Below are 16463 nucleotides of genomic sequence, written 5' to 3' on the forward strand. Positions count from 1 at the left end.
ATCAAAAAGTGGGTTGGAGTGCCAAAATCACCGCCTCGGCAGCCCTGCGTCCCGATAACATCGCAGCGTTGAGCGAACCATAGAGCAAATAGTCGCCCGCCAAATAAACATGGTCATGTACCTTGGTTTGCGTTGGAAGTAGATTGTATTTCAGCTCATCTACCCGCGGAAGTGCCTCCTCGATTTCATAGGTTTTTACAGGAATGAAATACGCCGCGTTGATTCCTGTGAGTGCCTCCAATTCGATTTGAACGAGCTTGATGAGATGATCGTCCGCCGCGACATCTTTGGTGATGCTGACCGAAAGCAAAGCTTTTCCAGTTTGGCTGTAGGCCTTGGAGACATCGGTAAGGAAGACAAAGTTGTTGATCAGAAAATCCTTGTCTGGAATCAATCCGATAATCGGTTTTCCGACAAATGATTTTTCCAAGCTGAAGTAAATATTGATGACACGGTGGTATTCACTGCCCTGACCACTCAATTGGGGCAGTACGCGATCTGGCTGACAGGCTACGATCACCTTGTCAGCGGGGAGTTTTTCTCCATTTGACAACAAAATGCCATCGGATTCGATACACTTTACCGCTGTATTGAAACGCAGCCTCGTCTTCTTCAGCTTTCCCAGCAATTGGTTGGGGATCTGCTGCATCCCATTTTCAGGAACGGCCGCGTGGCCGATGGAAAACATTTTGAAGACAAACTTGAACATCCTGGAAGACGTCTGCAACTCGTTTTCAAGAAAAATTCCTTTGAAAAACGGCGCGAAGAAATTCTCAATGATGCGGTCTGAGAATCCATACTTCTTCAAAAAATCCATTGTACTCATCGATGGCTCGGAGAAAATCTCCTCATCAGACATCTTCTTGAGCTTGTTGGTCAGGTTCCAAATCCGAATCTTATCCATCACCGTACCTACTTTGGAGAATGCCATGGTCAGCGCCTGGAGCGGGTTCCTGATAGGGTCTTGAACGATGTAGATATCCCCAGGCTTGAAAATCATGGCGCCTGACTCAAAATTGCGCAGCTTGAGAGCATCATAGTCCAAATAGCGCTGAGCTTCCGGATAAGCAGTGAGCAAAACCTGAAAACCCCTATCCAGTAAGAAACCGGCCACTTTATCTGTCCTTACCCGTCCTCCAACACCGTCGGAGGCTTCCAAAATAGTGGGCGAATATCCAGCAAGTTCCAGCTCATATGCCGCAACCAATCCGGAAATCCCCGCACCAATGATTACAATGTTTGCTTCCTTCATCGTGATGAGTCCTGTTTGTAATATGACCAATTTCCATAAAAATTGTTTTCTAGGCCAATTATTTCACTGATTTCAAGCCAATCGCCATGGCAGGTTGCAAGTCCTGTAATATTCCGATCACCCTGAGTGATTTCCCCTTAATTTTCTCAAAAAATCACCATGAGACCGGTATTCAAAACCATCCTTTTTGTTTTATCCCTCCAAATCAGCCAGGAAGTCATCGGCCAATCCGCGTATTTCCCACCTTCGGGATCTTGGGGGGAGAAGAAACCCACAGAAATGGGCGTCGATGCAGCGAGACTACAGGCTGCAGTGGATTTCGCCGTTGCGCAGGAGAGTGAAGAAAGCAAAAATCTAAAACTGGCCCATTACCAGAGTGCCTTTGGCAGGGAGCCTTTTGGTTTTCCGGTCGGACCTATGAAAGACCGCGGTGCAGCAAATGGTCTCGTGATCTACAAAGGATACGTGATCGCAAAATGGGGCGATCCAAATCGGGTTGACCTGACTTTCAGTGTGGCGAAGAGTTTTCTCTCCACTACGGTGGGATTGGCCGTCGATAGAAAACTGATTGCAAGCGAAAAGGACCTTGTGCATCCGTATATGGGTCCAATCGTCCCTTATGATCCTAACAGAGCTTTCCAAAACAAAGCTGACCACCTGATGGAAGAAGATGTATTTGACCTATTTGCGGGTGAACACAACAGGAAAATTACCTGGGAGCATCTTCTGCGCCAGACTTCCGATTGGGAAGGAACGCTTTGGGGCAAACCCGACTGGGCAGACCGTCCGCAAGGCAGTAGCAAAGATTGGCTTACGCGACCTCGAAATGAACCCGGAACCGTGTACAAATACAACGACACCCGCGTCAATGTCTTGGCCTTGGCAGCTTTGCAGGTGTGGAGAAAGCCGCTTCCTGTGGTTTTGAAGGAAGAATTGATGGACAAAATCGGCGCTAGCCCGACCTGGAGGTGGACGGGTTATGGAAACTCATTCGTGATTTTGGATGGTCAAATCATGCAATCCGTGAGTGGAGGCTCACATTGGGGCGGAGGACTTTTCATTTCGGCCTATGACCAAGCCCGATTCGGATACCTGACCCTGAGAAAAGGGAAATGGAACGGTCAACAGGTGATTTCAGAGTCTTGGATCAGATTGTCCCGCACGCCGACGTCTGTACAGCCGAATTATGGATTCATGAATTATTTTCTAAATACGGACAAAAAAGAAATCCCTGCCGCACCGGAAACTGCTTTTTTCCATTTGGGGGCAGGGACAAATATGGTCTATGTGGATGAGGAAAACGACCTCGTGATTGTGAGCCGCTGGATCAAAAACGACCAAAAAGCCGAATTGGTCAGGATGGTTTTGGAAAGCCTACCCAAGAAATAATCTTCTCCGACTATTGGTTTTGATCAACCTTCCCCACCGAGCACATTCTTTCTTTTCGAGTATTTAGAATCACCCTGTGATGCTGGGGCGGGAGTTTGACTGGGCTTTGGTGCGGCAACGACACCCTCCTGAATAGGCCTGGGTTTGTTTCCAGGTTTTTTCTTTTTTCCGAAGGGCTTTTTCTTTCCCTCCTTAGGACCCCTATTAGATGGCTGGTGCGATTTGGCAGGTTGTGCACCTTTGTACGCAGGCCCATCACCAAATCCCTCCGGCAGCGGCAACTTCTCGATTTCCATGCCAATCAGTTTCTCAATCCTGACAAACTTGTACTGATCCTTGTCACTGATAAATGTAATGGCCTCACCTTTCGCATCTGCCCTTGCAGTCCTACCCACGCGGTGTACGTAATCCTCCGGATCGTTTGGTGTGTCAAAATTGACTACCAATTCGATGCCCGTGACATCTATCCCACGCGAGATAATATCCGTACCGATTAGGATTTTGAGCGATCTGTTTTTAAATCTGGACATGATCTTCTCCCGCTCAACTTGCTCAAGGTCAGAATGAAATGCTTCCACCTCAAAGTCCTTTTTCAACAGCTTGAAAATCGACTTGACCTTTTCTTTGGTAGAGGCAAAAATGATCACTGCCTCGTAGCTTTTTCGGGTGAGAATATCACGGATCAAAGCTTCCTTCTGCGACTCAAAAACCATGTAAGCAGCTTGGGTCACCCCAGATGCCGTCTTTCCTATAGCGATGCTGATCTCTTCCGGTTCGTTCAAAAGTTGCTTTGCAAACTGTCTGATTTTTGGTGGCATCGTCGCGGAAAACATGACTGTTTGGCGATTCTTGGGTAGATAGTTGACGATCTTCAAGATATCATCCGAAAAACCCATGTCCAACATTCTGTCCGCCTCATCCAGTACCAAATGCTCCAGACTCTCGAAGTTTATCTTTCCTCCCGCCAGCAAGGCGATAAGTCGTCCCGGAGTAGCCACAATAATTTCAGCGCCAAACTCCAAGGCCTTCTTCTGCTGCTCCCAAGCGATGCCGTCACCACCACCATACACTGGAATGGAGGAAATCCCAAGAAAATAGGCGAATCCTTGGATCTGTTGATCTATTTGGATTGCCAATTCGCGTGTAGGCGCCAAAATGAGCGTATTCAGACCGCTGTTTCCGCTGCGGGTGATCTTGTCAAGAATCGGCAAAATGAACGCGGCGGTCTTTCCCGTTCCGGTCTGGGCGCAAGCGATTACGTCTTTTCCTTGCTGTATCAATGGAATCGCGGACTCTTGGATGGGTGTAGGGCGATCAAAACCCATCGAATCCAAGCCTTCCTGTAGGCTGGATTCAAAACTAAAATCGGTAAATTTCAAAATCTATCATTATATTTCATTTTAAAAGTACTCGAAGGAATGCATATTCCAAAACTTTATCCCGAGAGCGGCGATTATATTATCACCAACCTAAAGCTTACCACCTTGAAGGCCAAATATTTGCATGCTTTTCCACTCTTTTTGTTGACGCTTGTTGCTTTGACATTGCCTTTGGAATCCTTCGCACAAACATTCAATATAAAGGGTATTCTCCGTAATGGGGCCAACGACGAATACATCTCAGGCGCCACGATCATCCTCAAGGAAACGCCCTATTTTGCATTGTCAGATGATGCGGGCAACTTTACCATTCCCGGTGTCATGCCTGGGGATTATATCATGACGATCAACTTCGTCAATTTCCAGGGCTACCAATCCAGGATTGAAATCAAGGACAAAGACTTGAATTTGGGGATGATCACTTTGTTTCCATATGGATTTGAGGATCCCTCAGGTGCGGCGCTGCAAAAGACAATCCGTGCCACCAACGTCGCCGAACTGTTTTCAAAAAGGCCAAATTTTGTGGGAGGACAGCAGGTATTTGGGATTCCACCCGAACCAAAAAGACTATTCGGCAATTTCTACTTGGACCAAAAATGGAACAAGGCCTCGATCCTGCTCTATAGGAACGATGAAATCATGGAAGGATACCTCGTTCGCTACAATATCAATTCCAACAATTTTGAAATCAGGGCCGAAAATTCCAACGAAGCGAGCTCCCTTCCAGGAATCCGGGTACGGAATATCGTGTTGATCGATGGTGAGCACAAAGTACCCCGCTATTTTGTCAACGGTATGGATTTCAGGGATGAAGGCGCACCGATCGCGGGTTTTTTTGAAGTACTGGTGGATGGAAAAATGCCCCTCGTACGCAGAACCGTTGCCTCAATTCGTGAATCCAACTATAATCAGGCGTTGATGGTCGGTGACCCCGATGACCGGATCGTAAAACGGAACGTCTACTACTATCTGGTAGGGAAAAACCTATTTGAAGTACCGAAAAAAAAGAAGAAATTCTTTGAGATTTTCGGGGAAAAGGCTGAGGAAATGATGGCTTTTGCAGAAGAAAACAGACTTGAGACCAAAAACGAAGCGAGCTGGTTCAGCCTTTTCACCCACTACAACAGCCAATTTGAGGGCTTTGCTCCCCTCGTTGATAGCATAATCGATAACTGACATGAAGAAAACAATTATTACTTGTCTCATGGTCGTCCTGATCATGGGAACGGTTTTTTCACAGTCGACACAAAAACCTCCCCTCCATGGAAAACATTGGATGGCGATCACTGGAAAGCCACTCGGAGCGACTGCAGGTGCTATGATTTTCAGCCAAGGAGGCAATGCGGTTGACGCTTCCTGCGCGATGTTGGCGGCAGTATGTACCATGTGGGATGTACTGAGTTGGGGTGGCGAGACACAAGCCCTGATTTACAATCCGCATACCAAAAAAGTTATTGCCATCAACGCCATGGGTGTGGCTCCGACTGGCGCCACGGTGGAATTTTACAAGGAAAAAGGGATGGCCTACCCACCAGAATTTGGACCACTCGCTGCCACCACACCCGGTACTCCCGGTGGACTGATGACCATGCTGGCAGAATATGGCACGATGAGCCTCGAACAGGTACTTGCCCCCGCCATGCAAATGGCAAAAGGCTATCCGATCGAAGCCCAAACCGCCAACATGATCGAAAACAACAAGGATAAGATCAAAGAATGGCCCTATTCTAAAAAGGTATTCCTTCCGCATTTGGGTGAGGAAAGGGAAGCTCCACATGCCGGGGAAATATTCGTACAGGAGGATTTGTACAATACACTGGCCAAGTTGGTAGAGGCCGAAAAACAAGCATTGAAGAAAGGGAAATCGCGCAAAGAAGCCATTTACGCAGCCTATGAGCGTTTTTACAAAGGTGATATCGCACAGGAGATTGTGAGGGGTACCCGCGAGCAGGGCGGCTTGTTCACCATGGAAGATCTGGCCAAATGGAAGGTAAAAATTGAAGAACCATTGACGGTCAATTACAAAGGGATCGACGTTTACAAGCTTCAGGAGTGGACCCAAGGTCCAGCCCTCCTGCAAAGCCTGAATATCCTCGAGAACTTCGACCTGAAGGCAATGGGCTACAATTCGGCCAACTACATCAATACCCTGTACCAAGCAATGAGTTTGGCTTTTTCGGACAGGGACTTCTACTACGGGGACCCCGATTTTGGACCTAAGAGCCCAATGAAAGGTTTGTTGTCAAAGGAATACGCAAAGGAACGGGCAAAACTGATTCAGGAAAAGAATGACGAAACAATCGGCCCTGGGGACCCCTACCCTTTTCAGGGCGAAACAAATCCCTTCCTCGATCTACTTTCAAAACGAAAGGATGCCCTCGCCTATGACCGTCCCGAGCTGCCAATCCAAGGTCCCGAGGATCCGTTCCTAGCACATTTTCTCGCGGGCACGACGTCCATCCAAGCCACTGACAAGGAAGGCTGGGTAGTTTCAGTAACGCCCTCGGGAGGTTGGGTGCCAGCTACCATTGCAGGGAATACCGGTATCGGACTCAGCCAAAGGATGCAGAGCTTTGTCCTCGACGAGCGCCTCAATCCGTTCAACGTACTTGAGCCTGGTAAGCGCCCACGCGTGACGCTGACTCCATCCATGGCTTTGAAGGACGGGAAACCATTTTTGTCATTTTCCATTCAGGGAGGCGATACCCAAGACCAGGACTTGCTGCAACTTTTCCTCAACATTGTCGAGTTTGGGATGACCGTGCAGCAGGCTACGGAAGCCGCCAATTTCCACAACTACCAAATCCAGTCTTCATTTGGTGCACATGAATCGAAACCCGGTTCGGTAGAGCTAAATACCCAAATCCCTGCCTGGGTTCGAAATGACCTGCGCAATCGAGGCTACAAGATGAACTTCCTTGACCGCACTTCAGGTCCTTTGAACGCCATTTGGTTTGACTGGAAGCACGGGACCTTTTGGGGCGGTTCCAGCAACCATGGCGAGGATTATGGAATTGCGTGGTAGTGGGGAATTGGAAAATTGAAAGATTGGGAAGTTTGAAAGTTGGATTCGTTGAAAAGTACTATACGGTAGGAAGACCTGGAAGCGAGAGAGGGTAAAGGATTTTCAGGCTTGGTGAGGCGAGAGTTCTCTTTGGTTATTTCCGAGGAACTGGGAATTCTATCGGCAGAACAATCCTAGGAACTCTTGTTAGTTATGTTTTCAAAAAACCATCGGCTTTGTTGATCAAGCCGTTTTTCTTAAGGTTTCACCCAAAGGTTCCACGGTCAATACGCAATTTACAACTGGATTTGGACTGGACTTGGACTGGAGATAGACTGGGTAAAGACTGGTTTTGGATCGAGTAGGAATCGGAACACATTCAAGACGTCATCCTGAAACCCATGGGATATCATCCTGAGTCGCATGGGGTATGGGTGGTATATACGCAAATCATCCCCTATTTGCTTTTCCTCTTCCCAAAATCCCAAACCAAACCTATTCCTTCTATATTTGCAGCTCGAAAAAACACAGAGTCAATGAACAATTTTATTGAGGAACTGCGCTGGAGGGGTATGTTGCAGGATATGACCCCCGAGATCGAGGAACACCTGACCAAGGGCATGGCTGCGGCCTATCTTGGTTTTGACCCGACGGCAGATTCCCTTCATATCGGGCACTTGGTCGGCGTGATGACTTTGCTCCATTTCCAAAGAGCGGGACACAAACCCTTTGCACTTGTTGGTGGTGCTACGGGGATGATCGGGGATCCAAGCTTCAAGTCAGCCGAGCGCAACCTGCTAGACAAGCCCACCCTTGACCATAACGTCGCATGCATCAAGGCCCAACTTTCGAAGTTCCTCAACTTCCAGGAGGGCAGCGTCAACAAAGCCGAACTGGTCAACAACTACGACTGGATGGCGGGTTTCAGCTTTCTGGAGTTTATCAGGGATGTCGGTAAATACATCACTGTGAACTATATGATGGCCAAGGATTCGGTCAAGCGCCGGCTGGAAGAAGGCAGCGGGCTTTCCTTTACCGAGTTCAGCTACCAGCTAATCCAAGGCTACGACTTCTACTACCTGTGGAAAAACCGCAACGTCAGCATACAATTGGGTGGTTCCGACCAATGGGGCAATATCGTTACCGGCACAGAACTCATCCGGAAGATGGAAGGAGGCAGTGCCTTTGCACTGACTGTACCCTTGATCACCAAAGCCGATGGCAGCAAATTTGGCAAGACCGAAAGCGGCTCCGTTTGGCTTGATCCGGAGAAGACGTCTCCTTATACCTTTTACCAGTTTTGGCTCAACGTATCCGATGAGGATGCGTCGAAATACATTCGAATCTTCACCACTTTGGACCGCCATACCATCGAATCCGTGGAAGCGGAACATGCACAAGCGCCCCACCTGCGCCTGCTTCAAAAGGAAATCGCGAAGCAGGTGACCGTCATGGTGCACAGCGAAGCAGAATATGATATGGCTGTAAAAGCATCGGAAATCCTGTTCGGAAAATCCTCAACTGAAGATTTGGCGGCTTTGGACGAGCGTACCTTCCTTCAGGTATTTGAGGGAGTTCCCCAGGCCCAGATCGGCAAGCACGATTTGGAAAACACCGCGAACGTCGTGGATCTTTTGTCGGAGAGAACCGGCAACGAGATTTTCCCCTCCAAAGGCGAAGCGAGAAAAATGATCCAAGGGGGCGGCGTTTCGATCAATAAGGAAAAAATCTCCGATCCGCAGCAAGTCCCCAATTTTACTTTGCTGCAGGGAAAATATCTCCTGGTCCAAAAGGGGAAAAAGAACTACTTCATCATATCCGTCAAATAGACATCAAAAAAGCCCCGAAATTGGGGCTTTTTGCTTTTTGCGTGAGGAGTTCAAAGTAGCCCTTCAAAACTCCAAGCAATCGATTCTTGAGGTTTTTCAAGGCATTTAGTTTTTTTTTCACTTTTCTTGATTTTTTTTTTCCCTTCATCTTTTCTTCATTTTGCCATTTTTACTTTGATCCCATAATCAAATCCTTAATCACATGAAAAACAATCTGAGAACCCTGGTAATGATGGCAGCAGTAGCATTTTTTGCTTTTTCCTGTCAAGAGAATGACGATGCGAATCCGGCAGTTTTGGATGCAGAAGTAGACGAAGTGGCCAACTACATCGCCAATGAAATCCTTCCAATTGGCGTACAAGGCGGAACGGAAAACACACCTTTTGGGCTCCGGACTAGCGAAGAAGATCTGAATGCGAGAATTGCGATGGGAAGACCACCATTCCCATTGATTAGGCTTGGTGCCTGTGCTGAAGAGTTGGAGCTCACTGAAGAACAAATCGCAGAAGCACGTGCCTTGGCGGAAGGACTTTTGGAGTGCCGCAAGGTTGTACACGAAGACTTCAGAGCAGAACTGAAGGAAGTGATCTCACAAATGGAAATTGCGCGAAAAGAAGCCGTCCAAAAACTGAGAAGCGAAGAAATAACTCCTGCCGAATTCAGGGCCGCGATGGAAAATATCCGCAAAACATTCCTCGCCGCAATGAAGGAAATCCGTGAGAAGCACAAGGAAACCATCAAACCGTGTGTAAGGGATTATGTAAAACAGCTAAAAGAACTCTTGGGTGAAGAAAATTGGGAAAGCCTTAAAGCGTGTCTGAAGGCTAAAAACCAAGAATCAGAAAGCGAAGACTGATTTTTTTTACCTGAAAACCATACTCCTTAACCCATTGATAAACGGCGGCAGATAGATATCTGACCGCCGTTTAATATATTTGACCCTTGTTCGAAAACAATATCAAGCAATGGGTGTGCAAGAAAGACAGCAGAAGGAAAAAATGATTTTGGACGCTGCGATCAGACTTTTTACCGAAAAGGGATTTGCGGCTACTACAATGGATGATGTGGCAAAGTCCGCTAAAATAAGCAAGGGTCTTACCTATTTTTACTTCAAAAACAAAGAGGACCTTTACCTGGCGATGACCAAAAAGGCTTTTGATGAACTGAAGGATGTTTTTCGGGAAGTCTACAAAAACAAAGCGAGGACGGGGTTGGACATGATTACCGAATTGGCAAACAACTATGTGAAGTTTGCCCGCGGCAGTCGGATTTATTATCAGGCTGTTTTGGATTTTTTGGGTACAGTCCAGCTTTATAATGATGAACATCTCCGCCAAAAAATCAATCCACTGATTCTGCAAAGCGAGCATTTCCAAAAGTTACTTGAAATGCACCATGATTGTGCCAAAATAGGCGCACAGATGGTGGCACTTGGTACGAAGGACGGTAGCATACGTGCCGAACTCAATCCTGAAGTTGCTTTCTACACCGTTTGGGCGATGCTGATTGGCTTTGAAAAGCTCATGGGACCGGTGAGTTATGAGCCCAAGGACACCAAAATCCAATTGGAGACATGGAAGCCCGGATTCACAAAGCTGTTGCAGGATATGCTGAAGGGAACCTTCCAAGCCGTGAAAGTCCAGCCTGTACAGACGAGTTTATTTTGATTCAGACACTCGTCTTCTTTTGGGAAAATCTATATCCATCGACCGTCCATGTTTTTAACCGCAGGCGAAATAGATTTCCACAGATGGAACCATTGTCATGGCCACGCTACAGCATATCGCTTGGACACATAATTCCCAGAGAGCAATGTAAAAAAAAAGCCTGCCGAAGGATATTTCCCCAGCAGGCTTTTTCAATTCAGCTTTGCTATTGTCCATTAATAAAACCTCACTTCACAGTCGGGGTTGAGTTTCTTGAAGGCATCTACCGCCTTTTGTTTCAGGCCTGAATTAAAGCAAACCAGGCGCTTGATTTGAAGACCTTGGACTGGCTTCAGAGAGCTTACATTGGTGCCAGCGATATCCAAGTGCGCCAAGTTGAACATACCTTCCAAGCCACGAAGCACTTTGATGTTGTTGCCCGTAAGTGTCAGGCTTTCCAATGAACTCATGGTTGCCAATACCCTTAAATCGGAAATCCCAGTATAGGACAAGTCCAAACTCTTCAATTCCCGCAATGCAGGCAATGCAGTAAAATCGATCACAGGTGCATGGCTTATTTTAAGGCTCTCCAGCAGTTGCAATTCCGAGACGTGGGAAATATCCGACATGGATACATTATCGACTGAGAGCCTTCTGAGATTCACCATGATGGCTAGGGGTTTGAGGTTCTCGATTGAGGCTCCGTTGATGCCAAGTTCCGGTTTTGCGGTCCAAATGTGAAGGGTTTCGGAATTAGGTTCAACCTCACCTTTGCCAAATTGGCTCTTAAACACTCCTTTCCAAGCATCATCCAAGCTCGACCACCAAGCCATTAGGCTGTCTGAACGAAACACAATATTAACCTCAGGACTGGCAATCAGGAATTGTGGAATATCCGATTGCCGGATCTCAGATTTATCCATGTTGAGATAAGCCAAATTGGACAAAGACGTCAATGACAGGAAGGAATTGATTGGCGCGCCCTCAAAATTCAATCGTTTGATTCCCCCAAGGTTCGCAAGCGGCTCAAGGGTTTTCACCTTGGTTCCTTTTCCTGAAACCGTCACCAAGGTCTTCAATTCTGACAGTGGTGCGAGGTCAGCGACTTCCGTATTGTCAAAACGCAAGTCCTGCAACATCCTGAATTTCAGGATTGGATTCAATGAAATGATCTTGCTATCCGAAACGTCCAGAGAATCCCGAGTCACCATAGACGCCAATGTTTCTACCGTTGGATTAGGCACGTTCAGTCGCGAATCAATTGCAATCAGGGCATTTTTCCATTCTTGGGGAAGCGATTCCCACCATGAATGCAGGGACTCGGTATGGTGAATCAACAGTACCGAGCGATTTGTCCTGGAATATTCCTCAGCCTCTGCCTCCGACACGCCAGTACCATCGGCATATACATTCCGCAGGGCAGGCTTATTGTTCAGCGCTGAGAGGCTTGTAACGCCGGTTTGGTTGAAATTGATCCAAGCCAACTTCGGCAATGCGGCAACCGGGCTGAGATCCGTCACATTTGTGCTCTGCAAGTTCAACTCGGTCAGGTTGGTCAAGGACGAAATCTGGTCAAAATTCGTCAAATAGTTGCCGCTCAAGTCAAGCTTTTCCAGATTGGACAAAGCGTTGATGTTTTCCAAGTTGGTGAAGGTGCTGTTGGAAACATCCAAGGCTGTAAGCGTGGAATAAGCATTCAACACCTCATAGGACTCGACAGGTGTACCAACGATACGCAGTGATTTCAGACTTTTGAGGTTTTCAAGCTCGGCGATGTCCTTGATTTGCGTGCCGGAAATATCCAAATGCTCCAGCCTGTCGGAATACTTGATGAACTGTATATCCTCGGTAGGCGTGTTTGAAATGTTCAGGCGCGTCAAGAAAGTGACATTGCTGATAGGCTTTAGATCCAAAATCTTGGTATTGGAGATATCTATTTCCTTAAGATCCCTCAAGGCTTCGATCGCAGCCAAGTCTTGTACATACTCGTTGCCGCTGAAGTCGATTTTCTCTATCGCTGCTATTTTGTAAAGGTGGTCCAATGTCACAGAGTCTTCTTCCATCAATCCGATTGATTCCTTCAAATACGAAGTCCAGGTGTAAGAAAGGCCCTTCCACCAATCCTGTAGCTCTTGGTCACGGCTGAGTTTGGTGGTATAGATACTGGCGATCTTGAGTTCGTTTGACTTTTTGTCCACGTTAATCTCCACAAACCGCGGCTTGGTGTTGGTGATCTTTTCCTTGTTGAGACCCGTAGCGGTCAAGGTCCTGTCCATCGAGACCAAAAAGGATAGCTCGCCATTGTCCCTAAGGAAAGGCTTCACTTCACGGATCTTGAATTTAAAGGCCGCTTCTTTGAAGAAAAACTCAATATCCTTGAGATAAGCAGGCACGTCCTTGTTGGTAATTACCTTTCTATCAAGCAGGAGATCATCCTCCACTTGGACTTTGCCATCCCGGAAAATCTTCTTGTAACTTTCCCTGATGATGACATCCTTGTCACGTGCTGGCGTCTCAGAACTGCCCAACGTGTTGAGGAAGTACTCTAAAAACGTAATTTGGTCTTGGGCCTTTTGGCTCAGGTCCTTGATTTCGTTCTTGTTGTACCCACCGATATCCTGTGCATTGGCGGAGTAGAGGACGAAAAACAAGCAGGAGAAAAATAGAACATGATGCCTATTTCTGATCATAGATGTAGCGGAGTAAGGTTTCTTTGTCGCCTGGCTTCAATTTAACCAAATTTCCGATCAACCAACCAGTATTGAATCCAGGCCTGTTGTATTGGTTGACTTCGAAATACCAATTTCGAATCTGGAAGAAGTGAAACTTGACGTCTTTGATCGTTTCAAACCTGATCGTACCTTTTTTCATTTCATACAAAAACAAAGTCAGGTAATCTGGTGTGTATTCCTTAGGCGTAAACGCTTCCGGAGTATCCGTGTCTTGAAAGGCTTTCCGAAGATTCATGAAGCCCAATTCATGGCTCAAAGGATGCAAAAAGCCCTTGTCGGTACCGGTGGGCTTATTAAAGATGTTTTTGAAAGGTTGGAAAACTACCTTGTCGATGACCCATTCGTAGCCCAATCCCTCAGGTTGAATCTTCAGGAAGAGTGTGACGTCTTCCGGTCGCCCATTGTACATGAATACGGCCGTTACCTCGGCAAACCAATCCTCCCGATGGAAATTGAGGTATTGGGGATATGCCTCGGAGAGGACTTCCTTCATGAAATCAGTCTTAAGCTCTCTTGGAATTCCTGAGGTTTCGTTGTCAAACAGGATACTGATGAATTGGCCTCTCAGCTGTCGGTCGCGGTAGAGTGGGTTTCCCTCATAATACCGGGTATTGCCGTCTTGGCTTTCCTCGGCATTGAATCTTCTGAAAAATTGGTTGAGTTGCTTGGTGGAGGCGGCGAACCTCCCATCATCCTTGGGGGAACCGGGACTGAAAAGTCCCTGTCCCGGTGCCAACCCAAATGATGAAATCAGTAATAAGATTAAGAAAAAGGTTTTTCTCATGCGGAAGTTTCAGTGACTCTGATATCACCCAACATCACGTCCCAAAACTCGATGGTCCTACCAGCGATTTGTGTTTGTTTTTTCTCGACGTAGATGGTGATATCTTTTTTGGTAGTATCCTTATAGTTCATGCCACTTTCGATGGATGTCCCTTCGAATCTTTGGTAAACTGTGATTACCCCCACGTATCTTCCATCAGGCTGTCTTTCCAAATCGGAGATATAGTGGATGTCGTACCAAGTGATATTGACACGGTCATAGTTCAAAGCCATCAAACGCTCGAAGTATCTCCTTACTTTATAGTAAGCGATTTCTTTTCTGTTGATAGACGAAACACCCATTTCAGCATCAGGAGCAAAAAGCTCCTCGGCCCTGTCCATAACGCGGTTTGCCTCGGAGAATTGTGTCTCCTTGCTGCCAATGATGGAAATGTACTTACTCAAGTCCTTTACTTTCTCAAGAGCTAAAGAATCGATGGCTTGTTTTCTGGCTGGGCTGATATTGTCTGACTGTGCCAGGGATACTGATGCAAATGCCAAGAAAAGCACCAGAAAGAGGGAAATATGTTTTTTCATTTTTATAGTGTTTTTCGAGTGATTACTTTTTACGACGAAGCTCCAATTCAGATACCTTCCCGCTTCCGTCCAACTTAATGTCGGAGATGAAGTTCAGGTTCTTCTTGGTGTCTTTCAAATAGTTGAGGTATTTGTCGATCGTGGTCGGCTCGTCATAGTCCTTCACTCCTCCATCCTCATGGATTACAATCAACACAGGTGTATTTGGGTTTGAAAACATGCCCTTTGCCTCATTGATAGTCCTGTTGGCGGCATCAACGTTGGAAGAATTGGCAACGCTGTTGAAATAGTTCTCCAATTTACTTACAGCCACTTCTTCAGCAGAAGGTCCTGCTGGCGGTGCTGGTGGAGGTGTGGGCTTTACTTCTTCAACTGGGGCAGGCTCCGGTGCTGCGGCAACTTTCTTCTTGCTCTTACATGCACCCATTGCTAGAAGGCCCACCAAGGCGATCATAGCAAATTTGCCAAGGCTTGATTGGATGGTTCTTTTTTTCATAATTGATCGGTTGAGATATATAAATTGAGTTTATTTTTATTAGCCACAATATAGAATATTGATTGAGATTTGCACACCTATTTTATGTATTTGGCAGCTCGAGTTATGATGAAAACCCATCAAATGACCCTTTTTTTAAAGTTGCACAAATCTAATCGAAAATTTTGTTCAACGGTTTGCAAGACCAATTTGGCATACAAATTTTATGTAAAAAATACAAAAGGCCATACCAATGGATGGCAGGGCCTTTTTCGTGATAGATTATTCCCCAAACAGCTCCTTTAGCTTGTTTTCCAAGCTGGCGCCGCGCAGGTCTTTGGCAATTATCTTTCCCTCCGGATCGAGCATATAGGTCGCCGGAATGGCATTTATCTGATAAAGGGCTGCAGCTTCGGAATTGAAGTACTTGAGGTCGGATACATGTGTCCAAGTCAGGTTGTCGTCTGCAATGGCTTTGACCCAAGCTTCTTTGGTCCTGTCCAAGGATACTCCAAACACCTCGAAGCCTTTGTCTTTGTATTGGTTGTAAAGCCTGACAACGTTAGGGTTCTCCTCCCGACATGGTTTGCACCAAGCTGCCCAAAAGTCAATCAGCACATATTTCCCCCTCAGGTCAGAAAGTTTGATCAACTCACCATTTGGGTTGGGAAGGGCGATCTCTGGTGCTACTTGCCCGATAGAAAGCGCCCGCATATCGTCCAACTGTGCCTTCATGGCATTAATCATCTTGTTGTTAGGGTACTGTTGGTCCAAACCCGCCACGAGCTCGTCTATAAACTGGAAATCCACTTTGGGATTGAGCATTGACACGCCTGCGAGTGCAGCGAAACTATCCTTCATTTCACTCAGGACAGTTTTTACTTTTTCCGACTGCTTGATCTCCAGGTCCTGCGCTTTGGTTTGAATACCCACGATGGCCTCTTGGTCCCTTTTGCTCATCGCCTCAAAATAGGCCGTATTGAGTTCGTTGATTTGGTTTTGGTACTCAGCAACTAGAGCTTCGATTTTTTGGAGGTTTTGCGAGTCTACGGAGCCTTCGACTTTGAGGCTGCTTTCATCGTTGAAATCGTAGCTCAAGTCTACATCCTCGGCATAGAGGGCAAGTTTAACGGTCTTTTTGCCACCCAAGTCCAAGTCAAAAAACCCGGCCTGGTCAAGTGTCACCTCAAGTTCAAAGTCACCGTTTGCTAGCGGTATCTCCTGTACCGTCTCGGTACTTTGATCGACATACTTCATCAGCACAAGCTTGCCGGAAGGGACATTGGACAAAGTGCCCCGTACAGTCACATTTCCGTCAAAGGATTCTTTGGTTACCTGTTTGCAGGAAAACAAAGCTGCAAACGCGATGATAAGGGAGATTTGGTTCAAATATCTCAT

The 16463-nt window shown here is 46.7% G+C and carries 13 protein-coding genes; 6 read left to right on the top strand and 7 right to left on the bottom strand.

The genetic code is table 11. From position 1 onward, the window contains the following. Window position 1: 1 nt before the first annotated feature. On the bottom strand, window positions 2-1252 hold the full coding sequence (locus tag L0U89_RS13810) for an NAD(P)/FAD-dependent oxidoreductase (protein ID WP_234862107.1): 1251 nt from the start codon (window positions 1250-1252) through the stop codon (window positions 2-4). A 159-nt stretch (window positions 1253-1411) separates the two neighbouring features. Here L0U89_RS13810 and L0U89_RS13815 point away from each other — a divergent pair, with 159 nt between their 5' ends. Next, window positions 1412-2641, top strand: coding sequence for a serine hydrolase domain-containing protein (locus tag L0U89_RS13815; protein ID WP_234862056.1), 1230 nt, complete (start codon window positions 1412-1414; stop codon window positions 2639-2641). Between the two features lie 23 nt (window positions 2642-2664). On the opposite strand, the gene L0U89_RS13820 is transcribed toward L0U89_RS13815, so the two are convergent. Beyond that, window positions 2665-4020: a DEAD/DEAH box helicase gene (locus L0U89_RS13820; RefSeq protein ID WP_234862057.1), complete on the bottom strand. Its 1356-nt coding sequence runs from the start codon at window positions 4018-4020 to the stop codon at window positions 2665-2667. Window positions 4021-4059: 39 nt separating this feature from the next. On the opposite strand from L0U89_RS13820, the gene L0U89_RS13825 reads away from it, so the two are divergent. The 5 genes from L0U89_RS13825 to L0U89_RS13845 all read left to right on the top strand — a co-directional run bounded on the left by L0U89_RS13825 (window position 4060) and on the right by L0U89_RS13845 (window position 10520). Continuing rightward, window positions 4060-5196 carry a carboxypeptidase-like regulatory domain-containing protein gene (locus tag L0U89_RS13825; RefSeq protein WP_234862058.1) on the top strand — a complete coding sequence of 379 codons (1137 nt, stop codon included), beginning with the start codon at window positions 4060-4062 and terminating at the stop codon, window positions 5194-5196. Between the two features lie 43 nt (window positions 5197-5239). Next, a complete protein-coding gene (locus L0U89_RS13830) occupies window positions 5240-7045 on the top strand; it encodes a gamma-glutamyltransferase family protein (RefSeq protein ID WP_439651570.1) in 1806 nt (601 codons plus the stop codon). Window positions 7046-7560: 515 nt separating this feature from the next. After that, window positions 7561-8853 carry a tyrosine--tRNA ligase gene (gene tyrS, locus L0U89_RS13835; RefSeq protein ID WP_234862060.1) on the top strand — a complete coding sequence of 431 codons (1293 nt, stop codon included), beginning with the start codon at window positions 7561-7563 and terminating at the stop codon, window positions 8851-8853. Window positions 8854-9055: 202 nt separating this feature from the next. Next, the gene (locus tag L0U89_RS13840; protein WP_234862061.1) at window positions 9056-9709 is read left to right on the top strand and encodes a hypothetical protein; all 654 of its coding nucleotides are present in this window, start codon (window positions 9056-9058) and stop codon (window positions 9707-9709) included. A 109-nt stretch (window positions 9710-9818) separates the two neighbouring features. Continuing rightward, window positions 9819-10520: a TetR/AcrR family transcriptional regulator gene (locus L0U89_RS13845; RefSeq protein WP_008630435.1), complete on the top strand. Its 702-nt coding sequence runs from the start codon at window positions 9819-9821 to the stop codon at window positions 10518-10520. A 215-nt stretch (window positions 10521-10735) separates the two neighbouring features. On the opposite strand, the gene L0U89_RS13850 is transcribed toward L0U89_RS13845, so the two are convergent. The 5 genes from L0U89_RS13850 to L0U89_RS13870 form a co-directional block, all read right to left on the bottom strand. Continuing rightward, window positions 10736-13189: a leucine-rich repeat domain-containing protein gene (locus L0U89_RS13850; protein ID WP_234862062.1), complete on the bottom strand. Its 2454-nt coding sequence runs from the start codon at window positions 13187-13189 to the stop codon at window positions 10736-10738. Continuing rightward, complete coding sequence (locus tag L0U89_RS13855; protein ID WP_234862063.1) at window positions 13176-14015, bottom strand: hypothetical protein; 840 nt, start codon at window positions 14013-14015, stop codon at window positions 13176-13178. Before L0U89_RS13855 ends, L0U89_RS13850 begins: the two co-directional genes overlap by 14 nt. Next, the gene (locus tag L0U89_RS13860) at window positions 14012-14590 is read right to left on the bottom strand and encodes a hypothetical protein (RefSeq protein ID WP_008630421.1); all 579 of its coding nucleotides are present in this window, start codon (window positions 14588-14590) and stop codon (window positions 14012-14014) included. The genes L0U89_RS13855 and L0U89_RS13860 overlap by 4 nt, the downstream gene beginning before the upstream one ends. A gap of 22 nt (window positions 14591-14612) precedes the next feature. Then, the gene (locus L0U89_RS13865; protein ID WP_040481142.1) at window positions 14613-15086 is read right to left on the bottom strand and encodes a hypothetical protein; all 474 of its coding nucleotides are present in this window, start codon (window positions 15084-15086) and stop codon (window positions 14613-14615) included. A 261-nt stretch (window positions 15087-15347) separates the two neighbouring features. Beyond that, window positions 15348-16463 carry a TlpA disulfide reductase family protein gene (locus L0U89_RS13870; protein WP_234862064.1) on the bottom strand — a complete coding sequence of 372 codons (1116 nt, stop codon included), beginning with the start codon at window positions 16461-16463 and terminating at the stop codon, window positions 15348-15350.

Source organism: Mariniradius sediminis (assembly GCF_021491425.1).
Taxonomy (GTDB): Bacteria; Bacteroidota; Bacteroidia; order Cytophagales; family Cyclobacteriaceae; genus Mariniradius; species Mariniradius saccharolyticus.